The sequence below is a fragment of the Helicobacter mesocricetorum genome (genome assembly GCF_900198605.1).
Taxonomy (GTDB): domain Bacteria; phylum Campylobacterota; class Campylobacteria; order Campylobacterales; family Helicobacteraceae; genus Helicobacter_D; species Helicobacter_D mesocricetorum.
This window is the reverse complement of the sequence record NZ_FZPJ01000018.1, coordinates 34,359-59,079: the sequence shown is the minus strand read 5'-3', so window position 1 is coordinate 59,079 and position 24,721 is coordinate 34,359. Positions and strand designations below refer to the sequence as shown.

Here is a 24,721-nt window from a genome sequence, read left to right as displayed (position 1 = left end):
TCCCTTAATTTCTCGTATAAGTTAGCTTATCTTCCAGCAAAAGTGTGTTATCTGTGTATTTTGCCCACAAAATATCTAGCCCAAAAACCCCTCCTCCTGCAAGTAGCGCATAAGGAAAGTTTTTGTAATAAAGTGTTACCTCGCTTTTTTGGGCATCTCTAAAAAGGGCTTTGATTTGCAATCCTTTAATAAGTCGAAGGTTTTTAGAATCTTCAGCAATGATAACGCCAACTTTTGGATGGGATTTTGCTAGTTGGATATGCTTGCAATCTTGGCTACTTTTAAAAATCAAACTCAAACGCTCTTCATTGAAGGCATAATAGCAACTTGCGGTGTAGATTTCTTGTTGATTATCTAGCACACTAAGAGCCAATAAATGATGATTGCTTACAAAATCTTTTATTTTTGCATCCATTGTGGGTCGCATTGTATCTAAAGAAAATTAAGATTTTTTTAAATTGGGTTTGCTGGGATTTGCACTTGTTTAATCAGAGAATCCATATCAAAGTTTAAGATTTGCTCATACATTTTTGCAAGATAAGAATCAATATTTTTGCTATCAAGCCTGTGGGTTTTATTGGCAATAGCATCAAGCTGCATAGAATTCATATCCCAGTGATAGTGCGTAGTGTCTCTGTAATTTTCTATATGATTGGCATAATCTAGGGTATCTAGCCCATAAAGTGTAGCATTGGGGGTTTTTTCTAATTCTTTAGTGAGCCATTTAAGGGTGGTTTTGAAAGTTGCAAAATAAGCATTATTGTCCCCTAGGGTGTTTTCATTAAGGAAATAAAATAATCGGCTGTAAGTAGGGATAATAAAATAAAATTTTGTAGTAGGATGTTTGGCGACAAAACTTAACACATATTGCTTAAAGTGATTTTGCCACTCTTGTATATTAGGGATTTCTTGGAGGTTTTTTGGTGGCTTAAAATCGCTATTTTGCAAGGCTAAAATGGTTGTTGCTAATTGTGGGTTATCTTTGTTGTCTATCCAATTCTTAAATCCATTAAAGCGGACTTGATGTTCCCTCATTTCTTTCCATTGCACAATAGAGGTTTCTATAAGGGAGAGGGAGTTTTCTCTACCGACACAATCTTTGCTAGAAGACCAAGTGATAGCGCATAAGATAAATCGGCTTTTTAAATAAAACTTAAAAGTCTCCAAAGGAGAATCACCATAGATAGAATCAAATCTGCTTGTTGGGGGTGTGTAGGGATTTATTAGATAATCCAGAGAATAAATGATGGCTTTGGGGGGTTTTATCTTAAAGAGAAAATCCAAAATTACCGCTCTTTGGTTGTAGCTTGAGCCTGATAAAGAGATATTTACCCACTCTCCCCCTAACTTTTCTTTTGCTTCTTTAGCGGAAGTGTTTTCTAGCATCGAAGTGCCTAAGATATAAGAATCAAAGTTGTAGTGCTGGATGATGCCTCTTGCGCTAAAATACATATCCCCAAAAAAGGTCGTATTCCTAAAATAGGGCTTATGAAAAAATTGCAAGGGATCATAGAAATACAAAATGATAAAAAGAATCGCCATAAAAGGCATAGGAGCTATAAAGGCTATGAGTAGGTATTTTTTGTAAGCATTCATAAAGTCTCCTAAAAATTAAAATAAATAAATTCACTATAAGGCGTGAGGGCAAGTGAAAGTAGGGCTGTATAGAGCAATGCCCCAGTAAGCAGAGCGTTTTTGGTGTTGGGGGTAAAGGATTCTAAAGCTTTGGTGCTGTTTTGGAAGCAAAAAATAAGGACAAATCCCAAGACTAAAAAAATCAAAGTATCATTCCTGCCTTCTATGTTTTCTAAGATTTTGGGGATTCTAAGTTTTTGTGGCAAATCTATCCAGAGTAGTCCAAACATTCCTTGAAGCAAATTACTAGCAGCTTGTAGGTTTTGGGCTCTAAAAAATATCCACGAGATATTTACGAAATTAAAAGTTACCAACCAACAGGCTATTTTGTAAAAAAGGTTTTGAGAGTTTGATAGTGGGCAATATAAGTTATAGAGTTTATGGAGACTTAAGGCTATCCCGTGCAAAATCCCCCAAATAATAAAGCCAAATCCAGCCCCGTGCCATAATCCGCTTAAAAAAGCCACGATAAAAAGATTGCCAATAGTGAGGGCTACTCCTCTTTTGTTCCCACCTAGTGGGATATATAGATAGTTTTTGAAGAATCTCCCAAGCGTAATATGCCATCTTCTCCAAAAATCACTGATGTTTAAAGATTTATAGGGAGAATTGAAGTTTATAGGAAGCTTTATCCCAAAAAGCAGGGCTAAACCTATTGCCATATCGCAATAGCCACTAAAGTCAAAATAGAGTTGGAAGGTATAAGAAAGCGAAGTCGCCCAAGATTCAAAGAAATTTAAAAAGCCTCCATTTTCTACGACTTTGAATCCAGCATTTGCCCACTTAGCAAAACTATCGGCGATAAAAACTTTTTTAAACAATCCTAGCGAAAAGATAAAGACACCTTTGGAGATACACTCTAGGGTAATGTAAGCTTGAGCGGAAAATAATCTAGCAAATTGCGGTAGCATTTCTTTATGATGCACGATAGGACCGGCGATAAGCTGTGGAAAGAAAGCAATAAAAAGACAATAGTCTAAAAAGTTAATTTTTATCTTTGGAAGTGTATGTCGGGCTTTGTAACAATCTACCAAAAAGGCGATTTGTTGAAAAGTGAAAAAAGAAATCGCTAAAGGGAGTAAAATATGGGGTAATGGAATCTCTAAGTTTGCGTGTGAGGCTTCAAAGATGGTATTAAGAGTGCTTAAGAAAAAATCTGTGTATTTAAAAAATCCTAATAAACCAAGATTGAAAAAGATTCCGCTATAAAAGTAGAGTTGCCCCCCCCACTATTTCTTGATATTAAATGTGCAAGGGTGTAGTTAGTTAGGATAGAGATTAAAAGGAGTGGAAGATAAAGAATGTTCCAAAAACCATAAAAAAACAAGGAGCTTAGGATTAAAAAAATTTTGGCTTTTAGGGGATTAAAAAGCTTTAAAACATAAAAACCTAGCAAAACAAGAGGCAAAAAGGCAAAGATAAAAATATAAGAGCTAAAAATCATAGGATTTCCTTATAGTAGTTGTTCGATTCTGTCTTTTTGGGGGGCAATTTCTGTGATTTGAATCCCAAAGTTTCCATCGACAATGACTACCTCTCCTTTGGCAATTACTTTATCATCAACAAGCACTTCAAGAGGGTCATTGGCTAGTTGGTTTAGCTCTACCACACTCCCTATATCCATCGCAATCACATCTTTTAAGAGCATTCTTTTCTTCCCGATGCGGATTTTTATTTGCAACCTTATATCAAGAAGCATATTGATATTTTTCATTTCGGTATTGTTTAAAACAACAGAAGCACTATTGTTGGCATTATCATTAGAAGCAGCTTGTGGAGTAGATTCCTCATTGGGGCTAAAGAGTTTTTCAAAAGCAGGGGATAGCGCAAAATATAAATAATCTTGGATATTTCCCACATTAAACGCAAAGGTATAGAATCCTTGGTAATTATCAAGTCCTAAATCCCCCTCAATAAACTCTATGCTATTAATGGTAAAGCTTAATTTGGGGAGTTCTTTTTGTCCGCCTAATGCAGTAGAAATTGCCCCAAAGATATTGGAGGCAATTTCTTTTGTGGCATCTAAATCATCACTCTCCATTGTTTCTTTGGATTCTCCCTCTCCTCCTAGCATCATATCTGCTAAGGCAGTTCCTGTTTTGGCAGATATAAATAGAGCTAAAGGTGCTCCATCTGCTTGAATATCAATTTTTGCTAAAGGGGGATTAAAATTATCTTTTTTACCATCTTGTGCTTCTATATGACTAATATCGGGAGCCTGTCCTAGTAATCCTTCAATCGTGGAAACACTTTCTTGAATAATGAGTTTTAAAAAGTCATTTAGCATAACCCCCTCCTTTTAGTCATCTTCAATTTCATGAACTCTTGATTTGCGTTGTATTTCGAGCATTTCAAGAATTTCTTTAACTTGATCTTTTTCTGTTTTAATCATTTCTTTCACTTCGATAGTTTTGCGGTAACGATGTAAGCCAATACTTGCTAGGAATTTCTCTCTACCATCGACATTGACAATTACTGTATCATCTGCTGGTCTATCAAGCCTGATAATATCATTGACTTCTAATTCCAAAATTTCTCTCATCATAAGCTTCGTCTCTCCTAGCATTGCTGTAACATTTACTTTAGCCCCTCCAAGGAGTGCTTGAAGTTCTTTGTTTCGAGATTTTTTGGAATTTGTCTCACTTAGCATAATATCCCGACTTGCAAGACGCGAGAGGATGGATTCTAAGGAGATTACAGGATAGCATAGATTCATCATTCCGCTACTATGTCCGATGATTATTTCCATTACCACCATAATAACAATTTCGTTTTGTGCAACGATTTGGACGACATTTGGACTTGATTCTTTGACATCAACGCTTGGAAAAATCTCTGTTACGGGTCCCCAAGCGTCTTTTAGGGTCTGCATCATTTGGCGCAAAATAGTATCTAGCAAGTTTAGCTCAATATCACTAAATTCACGCGTGGATTCATAAGGGTCTCCTTTACCCCCTAAAAGTCTATCAATCATAGAAAATGCAATGCTAGGATTTATCTCTAAAACCCCTGTCCCATCAAGAGGCTTCATAGAAAAAACATTAAAACTTGTTGGGCTTGGCAAACTCATCAAAAACTCGCCATAAGTCATTTGATCGACGCTATGGAGTTGAATCTCAACAATAGAGCGCATAATCGCAGAGATTTGGCTAGAGAGTGCTCTTGCCATTTTATCGTGAATTCCTCTAAAGGCTCTTAGTTGTTCTTTGCTTACACGATTGGGACGCTTGAAGTCATAAAGGGTGATTTGTCTTTGTTGGACGACTGCTGGTTTCTCTATCGTTTCTTCTGCTTCATCACCCTCATCATCAACGACTTCTAAAAGGGCATCAATTTCTTCTTGACTTAATATATCAGCCATCTATCCCCCTTTGTTCAAGATATTGGCGAATCTTCCTAACTATGGATTTATGGATTTGGGAGATTCTAGATTCACTAAGCTCTAAAATTTCGCTAATCTCTTTAAAGTTTAGTTCTTCATAGTAATAGAGTTGGATTAAGAGTTGTTCTTGCTTAGAGGTTTTTTCTAAAACTTCTTGGATAATTTCTATAAGCTCCTCTTTTTCGATTTTATTATAAGTTCTATCGTCTTGTTGTATGCTTAATTGGTCATCAAGGGGCAAAACCCCATAAATCTCACTAGCATTTCTTGCTTCTTTGATTTTTTCTTCTTCCTCGCCTAAGATTTTACTTAGGTAAGCATTATCGGGTTCTTCTTGATAGTCATTGTAGTATTTTGCTATTTCTTTATCGATTTTTCGTATCAAGCTTCTTGTATATCTTCCTACACAATCAAGACTTCTTAAATAATCAAGCATTGCCCCATAAACTCTAGGTCTTGCATAACCCCAAAAGGAATCATTAATGTTTTTATCATATTTTCTTGCAAGTTTTACAAGCTCTTCAGTGCCTATTGATATAAGATCGGAGAATTCCACACTTGCGGGCAAACGCTCTTTTAATCGAAAAGCAAGTGCCTTAAGGGCTGGGAGGTAATCTAATGCTAAATTATCTTGATTTTGTTTAATGGTGCTTTGGTAGCCATTAGAAGTCTTCAACATGGGTATTCTTTTGCTTAGATTTTGGGGTATTATCAAGATTTTCTTCTTCTTCCTCTTTTAAGGTTTTTTCCATTGTTCTTAAGAAACCACGTATTCTATTAGTGGTTTTCTCTCGTTTGTCAAACTCTTCAATATATTCTTCTAAAATGCGATTGTAAGAAGGTCTTTGGGCAATCTTTGGGTCTTGGTTGAAGAATTGCACACATAAAGATGCACTTAAAAGGGCAATGAGATAAAAACCGATGGTAGAGATTAAAGTTCCCGCTACAATCATCTCTGGTTCGTCAAATTTCAAAAAAGATAATAAAAGTCCAATGAAAAATCCAGAGACAATGGCAAAGCTTAGAAAATTGTCCATTCTTAGTATCATTGGTATTTTCTCCTTGTTAAAAGTGTCCTAAAATTCTTTTGAAGAATTTGCCAAATCTTTTATCTTCTTGCACTAGCACATTTCGTTCCAATTTTTGTGCAAGGGTTCTTGCAATCTCTTCAATTTCTAAGGAGGGATTACAACTTGGCTCTTCTTTTACAAAGATTCCACGATTTTTACTATAATGGTTGATGAGTGTATTTTTGGTAATTTTGCCAAGGAGTTCTAAATGGATATTTTGAATATTATTTTTAGCGATTTTTTGAATTTTTTCAAAAATAGTCAAAGATTCTTCTTGATTTTTTGCCATATTAATTAATAAAAAGATTCTTTTTTGGAAGTTAGCTGCTAGTTTAATGGTGGCATAAGCATCTGTAATAGCAGCAGGATCTGGAATGGTTAAGACAATAATATCATCACTATTGCTTAAAAAAGTTTGGGTATATTCTCCAATGCCTGCTCCTGTGTCGATAAGGACAAAATCTAAGTGGTCTAAAAGCGCAGAATCTTCAATGAAAGTGTCAAACATAAATTCACTTTTGTAACGAAAAATATCTGTGCCAGAATCTCCGGGGATGAGATACAAATTATGCTCTATGGGGATGATGATGTCTTTGAGTTTTGCTTGGTTTTTTAGCACATGTAAGAGGTTTTTTTCACACCGCACCCCAAAGATAATGTCCAAATTTGCTAACCCAATATCTGCATCAAAAATCCCTACTTTAAACCCTAATTGCCAAAGCTTATAAGCTAGATTTGCGCTAAAAGTGGATTTACCAACCCCGCCTTTGCCGCTTGTAATAGCAACAAATTTTGTATGGGATTTTTTTTCTTTAGATACTAAATCTTCTAGGATTGCAGCTTGGTTTTTCATTTTATGCCTTGATAAAACCATCTAGTAAGCAATCAATTAAAAAATCGCTACTTGCTACATTTAAATCATTAGGGACTTCTTGCCCAACAGAAAAATAGCTAATGGGTTTTTTGGTTTCATAGCTTAGAGAAAAGATGTTTCCATAGCTATTGGTTTCATCAAGTTTGGTAAAGATTAGGGTATCAATCCCCAAAGTTGAGAAAGTGTGGTAAATATCTTTTAAGTCTTCATATTTTGTTGTTGCGCTCATTACGAGACTGACATCAATTTTGGCATTGCTATCGGCATTAACAAAGCTTTTTAGGGATTCTAACTTGGCTCTATCGTGTTGTGAGCTTCCTACGGTATCAATGAGAATATAATCGCAATATTTTAAGGAATCTAAAGCATTAATAAACTCTTCTGTATCCACCACCGTGTCAATGCTTAATTTCATTTTTTTAGCATAAAACATTAATTGATCCACTGCTCCTATGCGGTAGGTATCTAGGGTGATGATTCCTACTTTGTAATTTTTGTTTAACAGCCTTGAATAGCGCGCTGCAAGTTTTGCCAGAGTGGTTGTTTTTCCCACTCCTGTTGGACCAACTAGCATCATAATGTTTTTGGCATTACTGCTTAGGTTTTCTGCCCTTGCATAGACCATTTTACGCAAAACTTCTCTAAAATATCGTTTAATAAGCACAGAGTTTTCACGCATTTTAATAGGCATTAATTCTAGGGTTAGCTGCATAATTTTTTCTAAATGTTCTTTTGACATTCCGCTTGTTTTGGTGATTCTATAAATTTCAGCAAATTCGTGAGGAATGATTAATCCTTCCTTTTTGGGACCTCTTTCTTCCCAAAACATATTTTGTATAAGCTTTATTTTGTCATTTAAGCGGTTGATTTCGTTTTGGATAATTTTTAACTCCCCTAAATGTTGTTGGTATTCTTTGCTTTTTTTGTGTTCTTTTGCTGGGATTTCTTCTTGATTGGGTTTGGGTTTATCTTCTTGTGGATAGGGGGATTTTGCGGGAGGCATTTTGGTTGCAACACCAGTGATTTGAGAGATTTGGCGCACCGCATCAGAGAGCTGTAAAGAAACCTCTTCAGGGAGAGAATTTTGTGTATTTTGTAAAGAACGTTTTCTTTCTAGTTCTCTTTGTGCGATAAGTTCGAGACGTTGGGCGATATTATTAGTTTTAGCAAGGGGTTGTTTGTTTTCTTGATTGTCTTTGTTTTTGTTAAAATCTTCTTCGCTAATAGCAACAGAGATTTCATAATTTCCATTGGCTAGTTTTTTTTGTGAGATAATAGAAAATTCATCACCTAATTCTTTTTTGGCTTGAGTAATTGCAAGTGCGGAAGTTTCTGCGTTATAGGTAAATAATTTCATTGAAGCCCTTTTAGTGGAATTAAAACGCTTTCTCGTTTTGACCATTCTTTGTGTGGAATGCGTAATTGATGTAAAGTGATTTTCTTATTTTTAAAGCCTAAAATATCTATATCTAGGGTTCTTGGAGCATTTTTAAAGGCTCTTTTTCTCTCTCGTTTGAAGATTCTCTCTAAATACATACAATAGCTAAAAAAATCAATAGGGCAAAGATTGGTTTTTATCCAAATTATTCCATTATAAAAATTTGCTTGTTGGGTGTATCCAAAGGCAGGATTCTTTAAAAAAGGCGAATGGCAGATTATAGTATTTCTATTTTTTAGCTTGTTAAAAAGTCTCCAAAAAGTCTCCAAAACATTGCCTTTATTGCCTCCAATTCCTAAGATAGCATAAGATCTTAAAGACTTAAAAGATTGGCGGGTAAAAAGATGATAAGGGTTTGAGGTTTGGATGAGAAATTTTGAGAATTTTTTGCGGATTTTAAAAAGATATTTTGGCTTAAAGAGGGTTGGGATGATATAGGAGAAATTTGGTTTATACTCTATGATGTTATAGGTTTTTGTTGCATAATATGATTTTTTGGTAAGTATCTTTTTGCGTAAAGATTTTTGTTCCATTTTGTCCTATTATCCTAATTAATCTAAAATTTGATACCTAAATGAAGCAATATGGGTGCTTTAAAGGACTAATTTTGTTGCATAGTTTGTTCTTGGGCTTGTCTTTGTGCTTGTTGGATAGCTTGAATCTCCCCTAAGATTTGTGAGAGTCCTTGTAATGCTAGATGATAGCCTATAGGACCAAAACCAGCAATGACTCCAGCACATACAGCTGCTGTAATGCTTTTGTGTCTAAAATCTTCTCTAGCGTGGATATTACTTATATGCACTTCAATAGTGGGTAGATTAACTGCGCTAATAGCATCACGAATAGCAATGGAAGTATGTGAATATGCTGCGGGATTAATGATGATGCCATCATATTGACCAAGACATTCTTGAATCTTATCGACAATTTCTCCTTCAAAATTGCTTTGGAAGAAATCCACTTCAATATTCATTTGCTCGGCGTGTTTTTGGATGTTTTGATGAATGGTTTCAAGTTTTATGTTGCCATAAATTCTTGGATCCCTAATGCCTAACATATTGAGATTTGGACCTTGAATGATCATAATTTTCATTGATACAACCTTTGCGTTTTAAAATAATAAGGATTATAACAAAATATCCTAAAAAGAATCCCAAATACTCTTTATCTTTAATGGAGTTTTTTAAAAAAATTCGTTAGAATTTCAGGCTCTTTGTATTGAGGGATTATAGATTTATTGATTCTTGAAAATACTTAATAATGCAAGATTTTTCATACAAATTTCAAGTTATTTGGTAATTTAAGTATTATTTTAGATTAATTGGGTGGAGATTTAGCGGTGCTTAAGACTTTTAGGATAAAGATTAAAGATTTTAGCGAGCTTGTAATGTTTGAGCATAGTATTTTTTCTATGCCTTTTATTTTTATTGGGATGTGTGTTGCTGCTAATGGATGGTTTGGCTGGGAATTATTAATCTTTGGAGCGATTGCAACCATAACCTGTCGGAATTTTGCAATGGCTTTTAATCGTTGTGTTGATAGGAGGTTTGACAAAACAAATCCCCGCACTAAAAATCGTCCCAGCGTCGATGGTAGAATTTCTGTAAATGCGATGATTGTTTTTATTGGGATTAATGCTTTAATTTTCGTCTCTGTGAGTTTTGTTATCAATCCTCTTTGTTTTTATCTTTCTTTTCCTATTTTAGGGATTTTAGCGGGGTATTCTTTAGTAAAACGCATTTCATCTTTAGCGCATTTGGTGCTTGGATTATGTTTGGGTTTAGCACCTATTGCAGGGGTAGTAGCGGTAAGTGGGGAGGTTTTATTATGGTCTTTGCCATTATGTATTGGAGTTTTATTCTGGGTGGCTGGATTTGATTTATTGTATTCTTTGCAAGATATTCAACACGATAAGAAAGAGGGATTGCATTCTATTCCAAGTTTTTTAGGGATTGAAAAAACCTTGTATTTATCCAGATTTTTTCACCTATTGGCTGTTGTTTTTTGGGCTTTATTTATTCAATGGGCTAAACTTGGAGTTTCTATGTGGGTTGGGCTTGTAATTGCTGCTTTGGCACTTACTTATGAACAATATCTCGTGGCAAAAAATTTTCATAATATCCCAAGAGCGTTTTTTAATGTTAATGGTTATTTGGGCGTAATGTTTTTTGGGTTTTGTATTTTAGATTTAGTGATAAGAGGGTAGGAGTTATGAAAAGTCGTTTAATTGATACTTTATTAAAGATTGAGTATGAGGAAGTGCATCATAATTCAGAATCTTTTGTAATGGAGTTTAATAAACTTACACAAAGTGATGAAGATCCCATTGGAGAATGGTTGCGTTTAATGCGTGCTAAAAAGGGAAATTTAGAGGGAGAGAATACCATCATTTTAGAATTACTAGTTGAGATTTATAGAAAAATAGAATCTTTAGAACAAAGGATAGAGGGGAATAAAAAGACTTATCTTTCCTTAGCAAACTCTGATTTAGTAACAACCATAGGGCATAGTTGTTTTGCACTAAAAGATTCAAAAATTTCAGAGAATATTTTGTATTATGGCAGGATTGAACTTCCAACTTTTCCTATACGGATTGTTCCTATTTATTTCGTATTGCGTGATAATCTTGCTTGGATTGAGAAGATTCACTCAAGAGATGAAATGGAATGGGATAGTTATGTAGCTTCTAAAGAGAGGGCGCTTATTCGCTTTATGAAGTCTAATAAAAAGGTTAATGTTAATGATAATTGATAATGAGTATATTTTGTTATGGGTTGGCGCAGGGGTTGGCTTAGTTTTTGTTTTGTTAATGGTTTATTTTTATCTAAAGGATGCGGATAATACTAAAAGATATAAACGTTATGAGAAGTCTATTGAGGAACTCAATAAGGAGATTTATCGATTGCAAAAAAAGCTTAAAACTTATGAGAGTGATTTAGAAAGTTTCAAGCAGAGCTTCAAGCAACAAATTTATCAAGATACGCGCTTAGAAATGAAGAATCTTATTGATATGAATTTACACTCTCAAGTGATACCTCTAAAAAGCCAAATAGAAAGACTAGGTGAGGAATATAAGCATTATAAAGAGGAAGTAGAGGGAAAGGTTTTTATGCTAGAAGATAGGATTAAAGAATTTGCATATACTCCAACTAATCCTACAAATATTGATGAGGGACGCATTATTTCTATGTTTAAAGATGGTTGGAGTGTAGATTCTATAGCCAAAGAATTGCGTATTGGTAAAGGTGAAGTGGAATTTACTTTAAAATTTGCAAATTTGGGTTAAGGGTATTCAATGCAATTGCGTGTTCCAGCAACGAGTGCTAATTTAGGTCCGGGTTTTGATAGTTTAGGACTTGCTTTAAAGCTTTATAATTATTTTAGTTTAAAACCTTCCAAATTTACTTCTATACAGATTTTAGGTGAGGGTTCAAAGAATCCAAAATTGCGTGTAGATAATGCTTTTGTTAGGATTTTTAATGAGCAACTTAAAAAGCTCATAGGTGAGATATTGCCTTTTAAATTTGTTTTTAGTAATTCTATTCCTATTTCAAGGGGTTTGGGTAGCTCCTCTGCCGTGATTATTGGTGCGCTTAGTGCTGCTTTTAAAGTAGCAGGTGTTTCTTTTGATAAGCAGAAGATTTTAAATACCGCTTTGCATTACGAATTACACCCTGATAATATTACTCCAGCTTGTATGGGGGGATTTAATACCTGTATGATTCATAATAAGGAAGTGCGTTTTTTAAATAAAAAATTGCCAAACTATATTTCTGCTGTTGTGGTTATTCCTAACCAATCTATTTCTACGCATTTATCGCGTCAAGCGTTACCAAAAAAGTATTCCCAAAAAGACACCCTTTTTAATCTCTCACATTCTGCATTTTTAAGTGTGGCTTTTTTTGAAGAAAAGTGGGAATTACTAAAGGAAGCAAGTATGGACAGATTGCATCAATATTATCGTATGCGACAAATCCCTATTTTGTTTGATGTGCAGAAAACTGCACTTGCTAATGGTGCGCTTATGAGTACTTTATCAGGGAGTGGTTCGACTTTTTTTAATCTTTGTTATGCAGAAGATTCTAAGCATTTATATGAGGCTTTATCTTCTAAATTCCATAAGTTAAGAGTTTTAAGTCTTGAATTTGATAATTTTGGTATGGTTTTTGATGATGAATTTAAGCTCTAGCTTGTTATAATGTGAGAATCTTATGTCTAATCCAGTGAGAATGTGTATTGTTTGTAGGGGTAGATTTTTAAAATCCCAATTAATATGTTTGCAATATAAAGAGGAAAAACTCATCAAATTTAGTGGCGTAGGAAGGAGTTTTTATGTGTGTAGAGATTGTGTAGATAATAAAGTAGATAATAATAAAATTGTTGATTGCATTATAAAAACTTGTAAGATTGACAAAGGACTTAAAGAAAATTTAAAACAATCATTAAAGGAGATTTTTGTATATGGATAAAATCCGTATTAGTCAGATTGCCAAAGAAATTGGAAAAACAAGCAAAGAGATAATCCAAAAAGCCCAAGAGCTGGGCTTTGAAGTAAAAACTGCTTCTAGTGCTGTAACAGCTACACAGGCTGAAGAATTATATAATTACATCTTATCAGGAAAAAGTGTTGAAAAACCTCAAAAGGAGGCTAAAAAAGAGATTAAAGAGACAGCTAAAAAAAGTAGCTCTTTAAAAGAAACTCCTACCATAGAGATTACAGAGGGTAAAGAGAGTAAAAACTCTACAAAAAAGCTCAAAGAGAAGAAAGCGCAAATTGCTCAATCATCTATAAAAGAAGATAAAGACAAGTCTGATAGCTCTAATAATGTTGTTGAAGAATTACATCCAGAACTTACTCAAGATAATCCGGCTATTAAGCGCACAGGATTAAGGATTGTTAAAAAACGAGACTTTAAAGAAGAAACCCCAAAAATAGAGAAAAAAAAGGAAGTAACGGGCAAAACTTTGCAAGATTTGCTTGGGAATTTGGATGAGAGCTTTTCTAAAAAAGAAAAGAAAAAGAAAAAAGACAAGCCTCTTGTTATGAAAAAAAACCAGCAAAAAATGGATTTATTGGATAATAGAGAATTTCATACTTCCAGCGATGATGAGGAAGATGAGGGGATTATTTTATTTGATTTAAGTGTGCAGGATGAAGTAGATATTGATGAAGAAGAAAATGAAAAAAAGGTAACGGCTGATAGGATTAAGGTCCAAAGGCATAATCCTTTTATGGAACAAGGCACAACAAGACGCGCAAGTCGCAAAAAAACTCCAAAACCCCAAAAAGTAGAAGAATCCATTAGCGGTGTAGTTAGAATTTCAGAAGAGATTAGAGCCTATGAGTTTGCAGAGAAGATTAAACGTTCTACGGGTGAAGTGATTAAAGTGCTTTTTAATCTTGGAATGATGATTACCAAAAATGATTTTTTAGAAAAAGATGCGATTGAGATTTTAGCCGAAGAGTTTGGTGTCGAAATTGAGATTATCAATACAGCCGATGAGTTAGATTATACGCAACTCCACGATGATGAAGATAAGGAAGAGCATTTAGAGCTTAGGGCTCCTGTGGTTACTATTATGGGGCATGTTGATCACGGAAAAACTTCTTTATTGGATACTATTAGGAATACAAAAGTGGTTTCTGGTGAGGCAGGTGGTATTACGCAACATATTGGTGCTTATACAATTATAAAGGGGGGTAAGCAAATTACTTTTATTGATACTCCCGGACACGAAGCCTTTAGTGAAATGCGTTCTCGCGGAGCGCAGATTACAGATATTGCTATTATTGTTATTGCCGCAGATGATGGGGTAAAACCACAGACTATTGAAGCACTTAATCACGCAAAAGCCGCAAATGCTTGCATTATTATTGCCATTAACAAAATTGATAAACCTGATTCTAATCCTGATAAGGTTAAAGCAGAGGCAGCAGAATTAGGATTTACTCCACTTGAATGGGGGGGTGAGTATGAGTTTGTGCATATTTCAGCTAAGAGCGGAGAGGGTATTGATGATTTATTAGAGATTATTTTATTACAAGCAGAGATTTTGGATTTAAAAGCTAACCCCCATAGACCAGCTCGTGCAGTAGTGATTGAAAGTAGTTTAGAAAAGGGTAAGGGTCCTGTGGCAACTTTAATTATCCAAAATGGAACCTTAAAGGTTGGCGATAGTATTATTGCAGATACTGCATTTGGGAGAGTAAGGGCTATTAGTGATGATAATGGTAAGAATGTTACGAATCTTCTACCTTCAGGGGTTGGGGTTATTACAGGATTAAATGAAGTCCCTCCAGCTGGTTCTGTTTTGCTTGTTGTGGCTAATGATAATATTGCAAGAGAATATGCGCAAAAACGTTTAGCGCATTTGCGACAAAAAGAACTTTCCCATTCAACAAAAGTCTCTTTTGATGAATTAAGTACTATGGTGGCACTTGGTCAATTAAAAAGCCTTCCTGTTATTATTAAAGCTGATACACAAGGGAGTTTAGAAGCTATTAAAGGGAGTTTAGAGAAGCTTCAAAATGAAGAAGTTAAAGTCAATGTTATTCATAAAGGCGTAGGAGGAATTACAGAGAGTGATGTAACTTTGGCTGCTGCTAGCACTAATTCCATTATTTTGGGATTCAATGTCCGACCAACAGGAAGTGTAAAAAATAAAGCAAAGGAGCTAGATGTTGAGATTAAAACCTATTCTATTATTTATGCACTTATTGATGATATTAAAGCATTATTAGGAGGGCTTCTCTCTCCTGTGTTTGAAGAAGAAAATACCGGAGAAGCTGAAGTTAGAGAGACTTTTAATATTGCAAAAGTTGGGACCATTGCGGGTTGTTTTGTAACAGATGGTGTTATCCAAAAAGGTATCAAAGTGCGATTAATTCGTAATGGAGTGGTAATACATAATGGCAATATCCTTTCTCTTAAGCGGTTTAAAGATGATGTAAAAGAGGTGGCTAAAGGTTTTGAATGTGGGATTGTTTTAGAAAATTATAATGATGTGCAAGTAGGAGATGTTTTTGAGACTTATAAGGAAGTGCAAAAACAAAGGACATTATAAATGAAAAATATTAAATTAGAGCGGATTCAGTCTTTATTAAAAGAGCTTATTCCTTCTGCTTTAGCAAATTTAGAGGATACAAGATTAAAAAATCTTAGCATTTTGGGGGTGAAATGTTCTAGGGGAAAATATTTTGCACAAGTCTTTCTTGATCCTTCTTTTATCACACCAGAAGACAAAAAAGCAATTCTTCATCAACTAAAAAAAGCAAGAAATATTATCAAGACTTATTGCTTAGAAGAGAGTGGTTGGTTTCGTTGCCCAGATTTTGAATTTGTTTTTGATGATTCTTTAGAGCAAGAGATACGTCTTGATAAGATATTTCAGGCTCTACAAGAAGAAAGAAAAATAAAGAATAAACAAAAAGCAGGAGAATTAGAATAATGATAACTCCTGATTTAGAGGGAAAAATTTTTACTTTGGTCCAAAGTTTTGGTTGTGAGCTTTATGATATTAATATCATTAAGGAAAACACCCATAAAGTTTTACGCATTTATATTGCAAAAAAACCCTCTGTTAGTCTTGAGGATTGTCAAGAAATTAGTCTTGCGCTTTCACCCCTTTTAGATGTAGAAATGCCAAATTTTGAAAACTATTTTTTGGAAGTTAGCTCACCGGGCATTGAACGTAATCTAAAGACATTGGCACATTTTCAAGGTGCTATTGGGGAGCTTGTTAGGGTTAAGACAATAGATAAAAGTGAATTTAAAGGTAGATTGGTAGAGGTTTATGAGGATTCTATAAAACTTGAAAATGGGAAAAATATCTCCATAGACGCTATTAAAAAGGCACAGACTTATTTTTTATGGTAGATTCTTTTTATCTTGATTTAGCAATTAAAAAAGCGTGGGAATATCAATGCCAAACCTTGCCAAATCCTGCTGTTGGGGCTGTTGTTTTAGATAAATTTGGAGCGATTTTAAGTATCCAAGCACATAAAATTGCAGGTGAGCCACACGCTGAGGTTTTGGCTTTGCAAGAAGCTTATTATTGTTTAAGTGGAGATTCTTCAATTTTAAGCCTTTTTCAATCTCAAGAAATTCATCATTTTCTTTTAGAGAATGCTAAGGATTATTTCAAAGATGTAACCCTTTATGTTACTTTAGAGCCTTGTATGCATAGTGGAAAAACCCCATCTTGTGCAGAACTTTTGCGATTACTAGGGATTAAAAAGATAGTTATTGGGGCAAAAGATTGCAATAAAGAAGCTAAGGGGGGAGCGAATGCTCTTCAATCTTGTGGGATTAAAGTTATAAAGGCTTGGGAAGAAAAAGAATTAGTGCAAACTTTTGAGGATTCCAAGGCATTATTAATACCTTTTGGCAGTATGCAAAGTAAGGGTAGTTTTGTGCTTTTTAAATACGCAAGTAGGCTAGATGGGAGTATTGATGGGGGACAAATTAGCTCTAAAGCCGCACAAAGCTTTATGCACAATTTAAGGACAAAGGTAGATACTCTATTAATTTCTGGTAAAAGTGTGCGTTTAGATAACCCAACACTTGATTGTAGGTATGCAACTTTAAAGAATAAAAGATCGCCTTGTGTAACAATTTTGACGCATTCAAGAGAGTTTCCTAAAAATGCCCCTTTATTTTATGTCCCTAATAGAGAGGTGAGAATCATCCATAAAATCGAAAAATTTGAAGGTTTCGTAATGTGTGAGGGGGGAGCAGGGTTATTTAAAACTTTGATACCCCAAATTGATATGGTATTGTTTTTTCTAAATCCTTCTATGCAAAGTAATTTTCAACTTCATATGCAACTTCAAGCTAATTTTAAAATTTTGCATTCGCAAAAAATTGGGGATGATTTAATACTATGGCTTCAACCTTTAAGGGATTAAAAAATCTTATAGAGGGAATTTGCTTGTCTCATCCAATCCTCCAATTCTTCCCATTTTTGGTCGTTAATTAGCTTTTTTGCAAAGTCAATTTCTTTTTGGAAGTATTCTAAAGATTTTAAAATTTCTTCACGATTTTGTTTGGAAATATCACTCCACATTTTAGGAGAACTCTTAGCGATTCGCACCATACTTTTAAACCCCCCACCTGCTAGTGTGAGTATATCTTTTGGGTTTTGTTGGGATAAGACGGTATTGGCTAGGGCGTAACTAATAATATGGGGTAAATGGCTAATGAAAGCGGCGTGATTATCGTGGGATTTTGAATCCATTTTGATAATATTCATCTTTAAGGTAATAAATATTTCTTTTGCCATTGAAATTTGGAATTCCCCACTTTGCTCCAAATCTGTTAAAACTACGATATGGTGAGGTAGAAGCTCTTTAAAAGCTGCCTTTGGTCCAAAATTCTCTGTCCCACTCATAGGGTGCGCGCAGACAAAATTTTTGCGAATACTTGGAGGTATGTTTTGGGATATTAAATATTTTGTGCTACCTAAGTCAATAATTGTGGTATGTGGAGGTATCCCAACGAGTTGAGGGAGGATTTCTACGATAGCCTCCACAGGTGTTGCAAGAAAGATAACATCGCATTGCTTGATTTTTTCTAATTCAACACCCTCATCAATTAACCCTAAAGATAAAGCTTGTTGTAAATGAATTTCATTATTGTCTAATCCTACAATCCTTTTAAACATTGCGCTCTCTTTTAGTGCTAATCCCAAAGAACCTCCAATTAAGCCTAAACCAATAATTCCTGCTTGCATCTGCCCTCTTTAAAGTTTTTTGAAAATTATATATTTATTTACTTTTGGTAGGTTTAATTGCAAAATAAGGTATAATTCGCATTGGTTAAAATATTAATCATTTTGCTATTTAAATGTTGTAAGGTTTTATCGTTAATGAAAGCTCTTAGATTATTCTTATTGGGATTAGTTGGTTCTTATACTTTGGCTGTTGGTGCTGAATTACCTATTATTAAAGAAGTTCGTTATGAGGGGCTAAATTATATTTCTCCTTTGATTGCTAATGAAATTGCTAATGTGCAAATTGGCAAAATGCTTGATATTCAAAGGATTAATCAATCTATTCTTGATTTTTATAAGCAAGGATATTTTAAAGATATTTGGACTACCGAAGAAGAAGGGGTTTTGGTCTTTCATTTTGTAGAGAAGCCTGTTATTGCAAGTTTGGTGATTAGCGGTTATGGAGCAGGTAAAGAACAAGCGGTTATCAATAAAGAAATAGGGTTAAAAAAGGGTGATGTTTATGATGAGATTAAAATTAATGCTACAAAGAAACGCATTATTGAAATCCTTGAAAAACAAGGTCGCTATGATACTGTAGTAGAATCAAAAGTCGAAGAAATTAGTCAAAATGCTCTAAAAGTAACACTTGAGATTAATCAGGGCGAGGAAATTATTATTCGTAAAGCTAACTATTATGGGAGAGAGAATCTTAAGGTATCTCGTATTGAAGCTTTAACGGCTAATAAAGAGCGGGAATTTTTAGGCTGGATGTGGGGATTTAATAGTGGTAAGTTACAGATTAATGAGATTGAAACAGATTCTCTTAGGATTCAAGACCTTTACCTGCAAAAGGGTTATTTGGATGCTAAAGTTAGCCCACCTTTTTTAAGAACAGATTTTACAACCTATAATGCAGAGTTAGATTATTATATTGAAGAGGGAAAACCTTATAAGGTTTCTGGCATTGATATTGTGCAAGAAGAAATGGTGATTGATGATAAAGAGCTTTATGATGTCATTAAAACTAAACAAAAAAGAGTTTTTAATATCTCTACAATGCGTAAAGATGCTGAAGCCTTGAGATATAAAATTGGTGATTTAGGGTATGCTTTTGTCCGTGTTACTCCTGATTTGGATAAAGATGCAGAAAAGTCTCAAGTTCGTATTGTCTATTATATCCAACCAGGAAAAAAGGTAACAGTGAATGATGTAATTATTTCTGGTAATTCTAAAACTTTGGATAGGGTAATACGTAGAAATATCCTCTTAGCACCAGGTGATGAATACAATATGACAAAAATTACACGTTCTAAAAATTCTATTATGCGTTCAGGAGGCTTTGATGATATTGAGATTCAAGAGAGACGCATTGATGAAGAGAGTATTGACTTACTTGTTAAAGTCAAAGAGGCTAAAACAGGGGAGTTTAGCTTTGGTGTGGGTTATGGTAGTTATGATGGTATTATGGGGAATGCTTCTATTAAGGATAGAAATATTTTTGGGACAGGCTTAACAGCTGGTGTTTATCTTGATAAAAGTCAAATTTCTACTTCTTATCGCTTAAATATTTATAATCCCGCAGTCTTAGATAGTAATTATAGTCTCTCAACAGATATTTATCAAAGTCAATATGATAATTTTGATTATCAGGAGAAAACAAGGGGTTTTAGTTTTGTTGGTGGAAGAAGGATTACTGATACTTTAGAGACAACTTTGGGCTATATGTATCAACAATCTGAACTCTCAAGCTTTGTTAATCCCTTTTATTTAAGGTATTATCGTGGAAAATATACGAAATCTTCAATAATACCCGGTGTATATTATGATAGTACAGATTCGTATTTTTTTCCTAAAAATGGTTGGAAAGCTAATGCGAGTTTAGAGTATGCAGGAGTTGGTGGTGATGCAGAATTTTTGAAGTATTTTGGGACTTTGTATTTCTTCAAAAGTTTAGAAGATTGGATAGATTTGGATTTGACTTTTCGATTGCGCTCTAAGTTAGGGTATATTGAAGATGCAGGTTATGTGCCTTTAAATGAGAGATTCTATTTAGGGGGGATAAATTCGCTTAGGGGTTATCAAACAAATTCTATTAGTCCAAGGGATGAATTTGGCACAAGGATTGGTGGCAATAAGACTTCTTATAGTTCAGTGGAGCTTAGTTATGGATTATTTGAAACAGTGCCTATGCGTTTGAGTGCATTTTATGATTATGGTATGCTCGGAAAAAACGATATTACTCAAATACGAAGAAGTTCTGCAGGTGTTGCCTTAGAATGGATTTCACCAATTGGTGCAATTACTTTTATTATCCCTAAGGCAATTGATAATAAGCCCGGAGATAATATTTCATCTTTTGAATTTACAATGGGACAGAGATTTTAATTATGCAGCTAAAAAACAGAGATAGTGTAAAGATAAAACTTCCTAGAGTTAGCGGTAAAGAGATTTTAGATTGGATGCAAAATGCCTCTTTAAAAGAATTAGGAGAAAGAGCTTTTGCCATTAAAAAACAATTACATCCTGATAATATTACAAGTTTTATTGTAGATAGGAATATTAACTATACAAATATTTGTTGGGTAGATTGTAAATTTTGCGCGTTTAAACGTAGGATTAATGAAGAAGACATTTATATTTTGAGTTTTGAAGAAATTGATAAAAAGATCGATGAATTACTTGCTATTGGAGGAACACAAATATTATTTCAAGGTGGAGTTCATCCAAGCTTAAAAATAGAATGGTATGAAGATTTGCTTTTGCATATTACTCAAAAATACCCTCAAATCACCGTGCATGGTTTTTCTGCTATTGAGATTAATTATATTGCAAAAATTTCAAGGATTTCTATTTCTGAAGTTTTAAAACGTTTGCAAAAATGTGGGCTTGCTTCTATCCCCGGAGCTGGAGCAGAAATATTAAGTGATAAAGTGCGTGATATTATTGCGCCTAAAAAGTTGGATTCTGATGAATGGATAGAGGTTCATAGACAAGCACATCAAATTGGTATGAAAAGCACTGCTACAATGATGTTTGGAAGTGTAGAGGAAGATGAGGATATTGTAGAGCATTGGCAGAGGATTAGAGACTTGCAAGATGAAACTAATGGATTTAGAGCCTTTATTTTATGGAGTTTTCAACCAGCCTTTACTCCTTTGCAAAAAGAACTTCCTCATTTACATAAAGCTTCTTCCAATCGGTATTTAAGGCTTTTGGCTTGTAGTAGGATTTTTTTAGATAATTTTGCTAATATCCAAAGTAGTTGGGTTACACAAGGTTCTTATATTGGGCAGTTAGCTTTGTTATTTGGAGCAAATGATTTAGGTAGCACGATGATGGAAGAAAATGTAGTTGCTGCAGCAGGGGCTAGAAATTCTATGAATCAAAATGAAATGATAAGTTTAATTAAGGATATTGGAGAGATTCCTGCAAAACGGAATACGGCTTATGATATTTTGGAGTGTTTTTCGTGAGAATTTTTCTTGCATATTTCTTATTTTTATTTGGAATAAAAGGACTTTTAATGGCAGCTGAATTGAAAAATATTGAAATAAAGGGTGTAGATATTCCCATTATTTATGAGCAAAATGCCCAACTTCCTTTGTTTTATATGCAAATTATTTTTAAGGGTGCAGGAGGGATTAGCAATGGAGGGCTTTATGGATTATCGGATTTAGTGGGTGATATTTTAAATGAGGGGACTAAATCCTTAGGGGTTACAAAGTTTTCTCAAAAATTAGAGGAAAAGGCTCTTTCTTTGGATGTCGAGAGTAGATTTGAAACTATGAGCTTCACATTAAGCGGTATGAAAAAGGAGAGTCAAGCTGGATTTAAACTTCTAAAGGCTTTAGTTCAAGAGCCAAATTTTACACAAGCTGCTTTAGATAAAGTAAAAGAAATCTCTTTAGCATCTCTTTTGGAGAAAGAAAATGATTTTGACTATCAGGCTAATCGTGCTTTAAATGCTATGATTTTTAAGGATTCTGTTTTAGAATATCCATTAAGCGGAACAAAGGAATCTATCCGAAAAATTACTTTAAAAAATATTCAAGATTTTTACCAAACTTTCATTAATTTAAAATCTGTAATAGTTGTTGCAGGGGGAGATATTGATTTTTTAGCCATTACTCAAGCTTTAAATGATATTTTAGGAGGTTTGCCTGAAGGCAAAGCGGTTGAAATTAAACCCATTAAAGTTCATAACGATGAAACATATAAAAGGCAGATTAAAGATACCCAACAAGCTTATATTTATTTTGGCTCTCCTTTGGAGATTTGGGATATCCAAAAAGAGAGTGCGATGGTTAAAGTTGCCTCTTTTGTCTTAGGGGGAAGTGGTTTTGGTAGCCGTATGATGGAGGAGATTCGGGTTAAACGCGGATTGGCTTATTCTGCGGTTATGCGTTTAAATGCAGACCAAACCATTTCTTATGCGCAAGGCTATTTGCAAACAAGCATTAGTAATGAAGCAGAAGCAAAGGATATTGTTAAAGAAGTGGTGAAAGAATTTATAGCAAAGGGAATTACAAAACAAGAACTACAAGAGGCTAAGCAATACCTCTTAGGCAGTGAGCCACTGCGCAATGAAACGCTTTCACAACGATTAAATACGGCTTTTGCTAATTATTATAGAGGTTTGCCTCTTGATTTTAATAACAAGATTCTAAAAGAAATTGAAAACCTTAAGCTTGAAGATGTGAATGCTTATATTAAAAATCATCAAGAGATTTCTCAATTAACCTTTTCTGTGGTGAGTGCAGATTAATTGGAGATTCCAGAGAGCATTAAAAAGCTAGGCATTCAAACCTTTTTTGAATTTGTGCTTAGCTTCACTCCTAAAGGTTATATTAATAGCAATTTATCACAAACTTTAGAGGTAGATACTCAAGCTGTTTTAAAAGTAGAGATATTAAAATATTTGTCTTATAAAGCAGCGAAGGTGCTTTGCTATGCTCCTTTGTTTGATAGAGAAATAGAACTTGTTATTTTTAACCCAAAACCTTATCACAAAAATATATTTGTTGTGGGTAAGTCTTTAATAGTTAGTGGCAAAATACAAAAAAATGGCGCATATTATACTCTCATTCAACCAAAAGTCTTAAAATCTTCAGAAGGGATTCTTCCAACCTTTGGCACAAAAGGGGCTAAAGAAACTTTGCTATGTAATTATGCTAAAAGTCTTTCTTTGCAGTCTCTCCAAAGCTCTTATCCAAGCATTCCTTTAAAATATTTAAAAGCTTTATTGGTTATTTATCAACCCAATTTTTATTTTTTTGAATCTTTTCAAAAACAAAAAGGTTTTTTCGGAGATTTTTTGGATTCTTTAAAGTTTGTAGAGATTTATGAATATATGCGAAAATTAAAAACCAAAAAAAGAGAATTTCAAAGCTTGAAGCCTTTGGAGGGAGAGATTGAGAGTTGGATAGATTCTTTGCCCTTTCAATTAACTTTAGGTCAGATGAAAGCTATTTATGAAATCAAACAATCCCTTGCTAGTAGCAAGGCTGCAAGGAGGGTTATTATAGGGGATGTTGGGTGTGGAAAAACTTTAGTTATTTTTGCTTCAGTGATAATGGCATATCCTAATAAAAGCTTATTAATGGTTCCAACTTCTATATTGGCTAGACAAATCTATGAAGAGTCTCAAAAGTTTCTACCTTCCTTTGTTAAGGTTGCCCTATTTACTCAAAGTGCTAAAGAGGGTAATTTGCATACTAGTGATTTTCTTATTGGTAGCCACGCACTCTTATACCAAGAATTACAAGATTATTCTTTGGTGATGATTGATGAACAGCATCGTTTTGGGACTGCACAACGTAATACTTTGGAGAGAAAATTTGAGCAAGACTTAAAGCGTCCCCATATTTTACAATTTTCTGCAACTCCTATTCCTAGAACTTTAGCAATGGTTGAATCTAATTTTTTAGATTTTAGTTTTATAGAAGATTTACCTTATAAAAAGGATATTGATTCAGAGGTTATTCATAAGCAGGATTTTAAAAAACTTTTAGCGCATATCCATAACGAAATTATTAAAGGGTATCAGATTATTATTGTATATCCTATTGTAGAAGAGGGAAAAGATGGAAATTATGTTCCTCTAAAGGAAGGCGAAATATTTTGGAAAAAGCATTTTCAAGGAGTATATGTTACCTATGGTAAGGACAAAACTAAAGAATTAGTGTTGGAAGAATTTAGGGATAAAGGAAAGATTTTACTAGCAACAACACTTGTAGAAGTGGGAATTTCTTTGCCGAAACTTTCAACTATTGTAATTGTAGGTGCGGAACGTTTAGGGTTGGCAACCTTGCACCAATTAAGGGGAAGGGTTAGTCGCAATGGATTAAAAGGTTATTGTTTTTTATACACTAATAAAGATAAGGTTGAACGTTTAGAGAAGTTTTGTCAAATACAAAATGGGTTTGAAATCGCCAAATTAGATTTGCAATATAGAAATAGTGGGGATTTATTAAGTGGTGAGCAACAAAGTGGAAAGCAATTTGTTTGGGTAAGTTTAGGTTCTGATGAAGGGATTATTAAAACAGCCAAAGAGAGCTTAGATAGGTAGCAATTAAGGGCTTATATTAGGTTTTGGTTTATTAGAATAT

At 34.2% G+C, this 24,721-nt stretch carries 24 protein-coding genes and 1 pseudogene; 13 read left to right on the top strand and 12 right to left on the bottom strand.

From position 1 onward, the window contains the following. Nucleotides 1-4: 4 nt before the first annotated feature. The 11 genes and pseudogenes from C6H18_RS05280 to aroQ form a co-directional block, all read right to left on the bottom strand. Nucleotides 5-415, bottom strand: coding sequence for a hypothetical protein (locus C6H18_RS05280; protein ID WP_104722063.1), 411 nt, complete (start codon nt 413-415; stop codon nt 5-7). 38 nt (nt 416-453) lie between these two features. Then, the gene (locus tag C6H18_RS05275) at nt 454-1,596 is read right to left on the bottom strand and encodes a hypothetical protein (protein ID WP_104722062.1); all 1,143 of its coding nucleotides are present in this window, start codon (nt 1,594-1,596) and stop codon (nt 454-456) included. 8 nt (nt 1,597-1,604) lie between these two features. Continuing rightward, nucleotides 1,605-3,079: pseudogene (locus tag C6H18_RS05270) on the bottom strand (MBOAT family O-acyltransferase). Between the two features lie 9 nt (nt 3,080-3,088). Further along, on the bottom strand, nt 3,089-3,922 hold the full coding sequence (gene fliY / locus C6H18_RS05265) for a flagellar motor switch protein FliY (protein WP_104722061.1): 834 nt from the start codon (nt 3,920-3,922) through the stop codon (nt 3,089-3,091). Between the two features lie 12 nt (nt 3,923-3,934). Continuing rightward, nucleotides 3,935-4,996 carry a flagellar motor switch protein FliM gene (fliM, locus tag C6H18_RS05260; protein WP_104722060.1) on the bottom strand — a complete coding sequence of 354 codons (1,062 nt, stop codon included), beginning with the start codon at nt 4,994-4,996 and terminating at the stop codon, nt 3,935-3,937. Continuing rightward, nucleotides 4,989-5,696, bottom strand: a complete 708-nt coding sequence (gene fliA / locus C6H18_RS05255; RefSeq protein ID WP_104722059.1) for an RNA polymerase sigma factor FliA — start codon at nt 5,694-5,696, stop codon at nt 4,989-4,991. Before fliA ends, fliM begins: the two co-directional genes overlap by 8 nt. Beyond that, on the bottom strand, nt 5,680-6,066 hold the full coding sequence (locus tag C6H18_RS05250; RefSeq protein WP_104722058.1) for a hypothetical protein: 387 nt from the start codon (nt 6,064-6,066) through the stop codon (nt 5,680-5,682). The genes fliA and C6H18_RS05250 overlap by 17 nt, the downstream gene beginning before the upstream one ends. A 16-nt stretch (nt 6,067-6,082) precedes the next feature. Then, nucleotides 6,083-6,940: a P-loop NTPase gene (locus C6H18_RS05245; RefSeq protein WP_104722057.1), complete on the bottom strand. Its 858-nt coding sequence runs from the start codon at nt 6,938-6,940 to the stop codon at nt 6,083-6,085. A gap of 1 nt (nt 6,941) precedes the next feature. Continuing rightward, the gene (gene flhF, locus C6H18_RS05240; protein ID WP_104722056.1) at nt 6,942-8,318 is read right to left on the bottom strand and encodes a flagellar biosynthesis protein FlhF; all 1,377 of its coding nucleotides are present in this window, start codon (nt 8,316-8,318) and stop codon (nt 6,942-6,944) included. Next, nucleotides 8,315-8,932: a 2-amino-4-hydroxy-6-hydroxymethyldihydropteridine diphosphokinase gene (gene folK, locus C6H18_RS05235; RefSeq protein WP_104722055.1), complete on the bottom strand. Its 618-nt coding sequence runs from the start codon at nt 8,930-8,932 to the stop codon at nt 8,315-8,317. The genes flhF and folK overlap by 4 nt, the downstream gene beginning before the upstream one ends. A 68-nt stretch (nt 8,933-9,000) precedes the next feature. Continuing rightward, nucleotides 9,001-9,492 carry a type II 3-dehydroquinate dehydratase gene (gene aroQ / locus C6H18_RS05230; RefSeq protein ID WP_104722054.1) on the bottom strand — a complete coding sequence of 164 codons (492 nt, stop codon included), beginning with the start codon at nt 9,490-9,492 and terminating at the stop codon, nt 9,001-9,003. Between the two features lie 246 nt (nt 9,493-9,738). Between aroQ and mqnP the strand changes: the two genes are divergently transcribed. Genes mqnP through ribD form a run of 9 tightly spaced genes read left to right on the top strand, consistent with a single transcriptional unit; the run spans nt 9,739 to nt 17,307 of the window. After that, a complete protein-coding gene (mqnP, locus tag C6H18_RS05225) occupies nt 9,739-10,605 on the top strand; it encodes a menaquinone biosynthesis prenyltransferase MqnP (RefSeq protein WP_267891868.1) in 867 nt (288 codons plus the stop codon). 5 nt (nt 10,606-10,610) lie between these two features. Next, nucleotides 10,611-11,150 (top strand): hypothetical protein, encoded by a 540-nt coding sequence (locus tag C6H18_RS05220; protein ID WP_104722053.1) that lies wholly within the window; start codon nt 10,611-10,613, stop codon nt 11,148-11,150. Beyond that, nucleotides 11,140-11,685, top strand: coding sequence for a hypothetical protein (locus C6H18_RS05215; protein WP_199770135.1), 546 nt, complete (start codon nt 11,140-11,142; stop codon nt 11,683-11,685). Before C6H18_RS05220 ends, C6H18_RS05215 begins: the two co-directional genes overlap by 11 nt. 9 nt (nt 11,686-11,694) lie before the next feature. After that, nucleotides 11,695-12,588, top strand: coding sequence for a homoserine kinase (gene thrB / locus C6H18_RS05210; RefSeq protein WP_104722052.1), 894 nt, complete (start codon nt 11,695-11,697; stop codon nt 12,586-12,588). A gap of 22 nt (nt 12,589-12,610) precedes the next feature. Continuing rightward, nucleotides 12,611-12,868: a YlxR family protein gene (locus C6H18_RS05205; protein WP_104722051.1), complete on the top strand. Its 258-nt coding sequence runs from the start codon at nt 12,611-12,613 to the stop codon at nt 12,866-12,868. Further along, the gene (infB, locus tag C6H18_RS05200) at nt 12,861-15,464 is read left to right on the top strand and encodes a translation initiation factor IF-2 (RefSeq protein ID WP_104722076.1); all 2,604 of its coding nucleotides are present in this window, start codon (nt 12,861-12,863) and stop codon (nt 15,462-15,464) included. Before C6H18_RS05205 ends, infB begins: the two co-directional genes overlap by 8 nt. Beyond that, nucleotides 15,465-15,848 carry a 30S ribosome-binding factor RbfA gene (gene rbfA, locus C6H18_RS05195; protein ID WP_104722050.1) on the top strand — a complete coding sequence of 128 codons (384 nt, stop codon included), beginning with the start codon at nt 15,465-15,467 and terminating at the stop codon, nt 15,846-15,848. It begins immediately after the preceding gene. After that, on the top strand, nt 15,848-16,276 hold the full coding sequence (gene rimP, locus C6H18_RS05190; protein ID WP_233704069.1) for a ribosome maturation factor RimP: 429 nt from the start codon (nt 15,848-15,850) through the stop codon (nt 16,274-16,276). Before rbfA ends, rimP begins: the two co-directional genes overlap by 1 nt. Then, entirely contained in the window at nt 16,270-17,307 is a 1,038-nt protein-coding gene (ribD, locus tag C6H18_RS05185) for a bifunctional diaminohydroxyphosphoribosylaminopyrimidine deaminase/5-amino-6-(5-phosphoribosylamino)uracil reductase RibD (RefSeq protein ID WP_104722048.1), read from the top strand. The genes rimP and ribD overlap by 7 nt, the downstream gene beginning before the upstream one ends. Here the strand turns inward: ribD and C6H18_RS05180 are convergent. Beyond that, nucleotides 17,304-18,131 carry a prephenate dehydrogenase gene (locus tag C6H18_RS05180; protein ID WP_104722047.1) on the bottom strand — a complete coding sequence of 276 codons (828 nt, stop codon included), beginning with the start codon at nt 18,129-18,131 and terminating at the stop codon, nt 17,304-17,306. The genes ribD and C6H18_RS05180 overlap by 4 nt on opposite strands. 135 nt (nt 18,132-18,266) lie before the next feature. Here C6H18_RS05180 and bamA point away from each other — a divergent pair, with 135 nt between their 5' ends. Genes bamA through recG form a run of 4 tightly spaced genes read left to right on the top strand, consistent with a single transcriptional unit; the run spans nt 18,267 to nt 24,681 of the window. Further along, entirely contained in the window at nt 18,267-20,498 is a 2,232-nt protein-coding gene (gene bamA, locus C6H18_RS05175) for an outer membrane protein assembly factor BamA (protein ID WP_104722046.1), read from the top strand. Between the two features lie 2 nt (nt 20,499-20,500). After that, entirely contained in the window at nt 20,501-21,586 is a 1,086-nt protein-coding gene (locus C6H18_RS05170) for a dehypoxanthine futalosine cyclase (protein ID WP_104722045.1), read from the top strand. Nucleotides 21,587-21,636: 50 nt separating this feature from the next. Continuing rightward, nucleotides 21,637-22,878, top strand: a complete 1,242-nt coding sequence (locus C6H18_RS05165) for a M16 family metallopeptidase (protein WP_104722044.1) — start codon at nt 21,637-21,639, stop codon at nt 22,876-22,878. After that, nucleotides 22,879-24,681, top strand: coding sequence for an ATP-dependent DNA helicase RecG (recG, locus tag C6H18_RS05160; protein ID WP_104722043.1), 1,803 nt, complete (start codon nt 22,879-22,881; stop codon nt 24,679-24,681). The last annotated feature ends 40 nt before the right edge of the window (nt 24,682-24,721 follow it).

What these genes read in the sequence shown, in the direction of transcription:
- C6H18_RS05205 (WP_104722051.1), top strand. Translation starts at nt 12,611, where the DNA reads ATGTCTAATCCAGTGAGAATGTGTATTGTTTGTAGGGGTAGATTTTTA.
- C6H18_RS05275 (WP_104722062.1), bottom strand. Translation starts at nt 1,596, where the DNA reads ATGAATGCTTACAAAAAATACCTACTCATAGCCTTTATAGCTCCTATG.
- C6H18_RS05280 (WP_104722063.1), bottom strand. Translation starts at nt 415, where the DNA reads ATGGATGCAAAAATAAAAGATTTTGTAAGCAATCATCATTTATTGGCT.
- C6H18_RS05215 (WP_199770135.1), top strand. Translation starts at nt 11,140, where the DNA reads ATGATAATTGATAATGAGTATATTTTGTTATGGGTTGGCGCAGGGGTT.
- fliA (WP_104722059.1), bottom strand. Translation starts at nt 5,696, where the DNA reads ATGTTGAAGACTTCTAATGGCTACCAAAGCACCATTAAACAAAATCAA.
- fliM (WP_104722060.1), bottom strand. Translation starts at nt 4,996, where the DNA reads ATGGCTGATATATTAAGTCAAGAAGAAATTGATGCCCTTTTAGAAGTC.
- C6H18_RS05220 (WP_104722053.1), top strand. Translation starts at nt 10,611, where the DNA reads ATGAAAAGTCGTTTAATTGATACTTTATTAAAGATTGAGTATGAGGAA.
- C6H18_RS05180 (WP_104722047.1), bottom strand. Translation starts at nt 18,131, where the DNA reads ATGCAAGCAGGAATTATTGGTTTAGGCTTAATTGGAGGTTCTTTGGGA.
- C6H18_RS05245 (WP_104722057.1), bottom strand. Translation starts at nt 6,940, where the DNA reads ATGAAAAACCAAGCTGCAATCCTAGAAGATTTAGTATCTAAAGAAAAA.
- infB (WP_104722076.1), top strand. Translation starts at nt 12,861, where the DNA reads ATGGATAAAATCCGTATTAGTCAGATTGCCAAAGAAATTGGAAAAACA.
- C6H18_RS05170 (WP_104722045.1), top strand. Translation starts at nt 20,501, where the DNA reads ATGCAGCTAAAAAACAGAGATAGTGTAAAGATAAAACTTCCTAGAGTT.
- rbfA (WP_104722050.1), top strand. Translation starts at nt 15,465, where the DNA reads ATGAAAAATATTAAATTAGAGCGGATTCAGTCTTTATTAAAAGAGCTT.
- rimP (WP_233704069.1), top strand. Translation starts at nt 15,848, where the DNA reads ATGATAACTCCTGATTTAGAGGGAAAAATTTTTACTTTGGTCCAAAGT.
- C6H18_RS05165 (WP_104722044.1), top strand. Translation starts at nt 21,637, where the DNA reads ATGGCAGCTGAATTGAAAAATATTGAAATAAAGGGTGTAGATATTCCC.
- aroQ (WP_104722054.1), bottom strand. Translation starts at nt 9,492, where the DNA reads ATGAAAATTATGATCATTCAAGGTCCAAATCTCAATATGTTAGGCATT.
- flhF (WP_104722056.1), bottom strand. Translation starts at nt 8,318, where the DNA reads ATGAAATTATTTACCTATAACGCAGAAACTTCCGCACTTGCAATTACT.
- bamA (WP_104722046.1), top strand. Translation starts at nt 18,267, where the DNA reads ATGAAAGCTCTTAGATTATTCTTATTGGGATTAGTTGGTTCTTATACT.
- folK (WP_104722055.1), bottom strand. Translation starts at nt 8,932, where the DNA reads ATGGAACAAAAATCTTTACGCAAAAAGATACTTACCAAAAAATCATAT.
- thrB (WP_104722052.1), top strand. Translation starts at nt 11,695, where the DNA reads ATGCAATTGCGTGTTCCAGCAACGAGTGCTAATTTAGGTCCGGGTTTT.
- fliY (WP_104722061.1), bottom strand. Translation starts at nt 3,922, where the DNA reads ATGCTAAATGACTTTTTAAAACTCATTATTCAAGAAAGTGTTTCCACG.
- C6H18_RS05250 (WP_104722058.1), bottom strand. Translation starts at nt 6,066, where the DNA reads ATGATACTAAGAATGGACAATTTTCTAAGCTTTGCCATTGTCTCTGGA.
- ribD (WP_104722048.1), top strand. Translation starts at nt 16,270, where the DNA reads ATGGTAGATTCTTTTTATCTTGATTTAGCAATTAAAAAAGCGTGGGAA.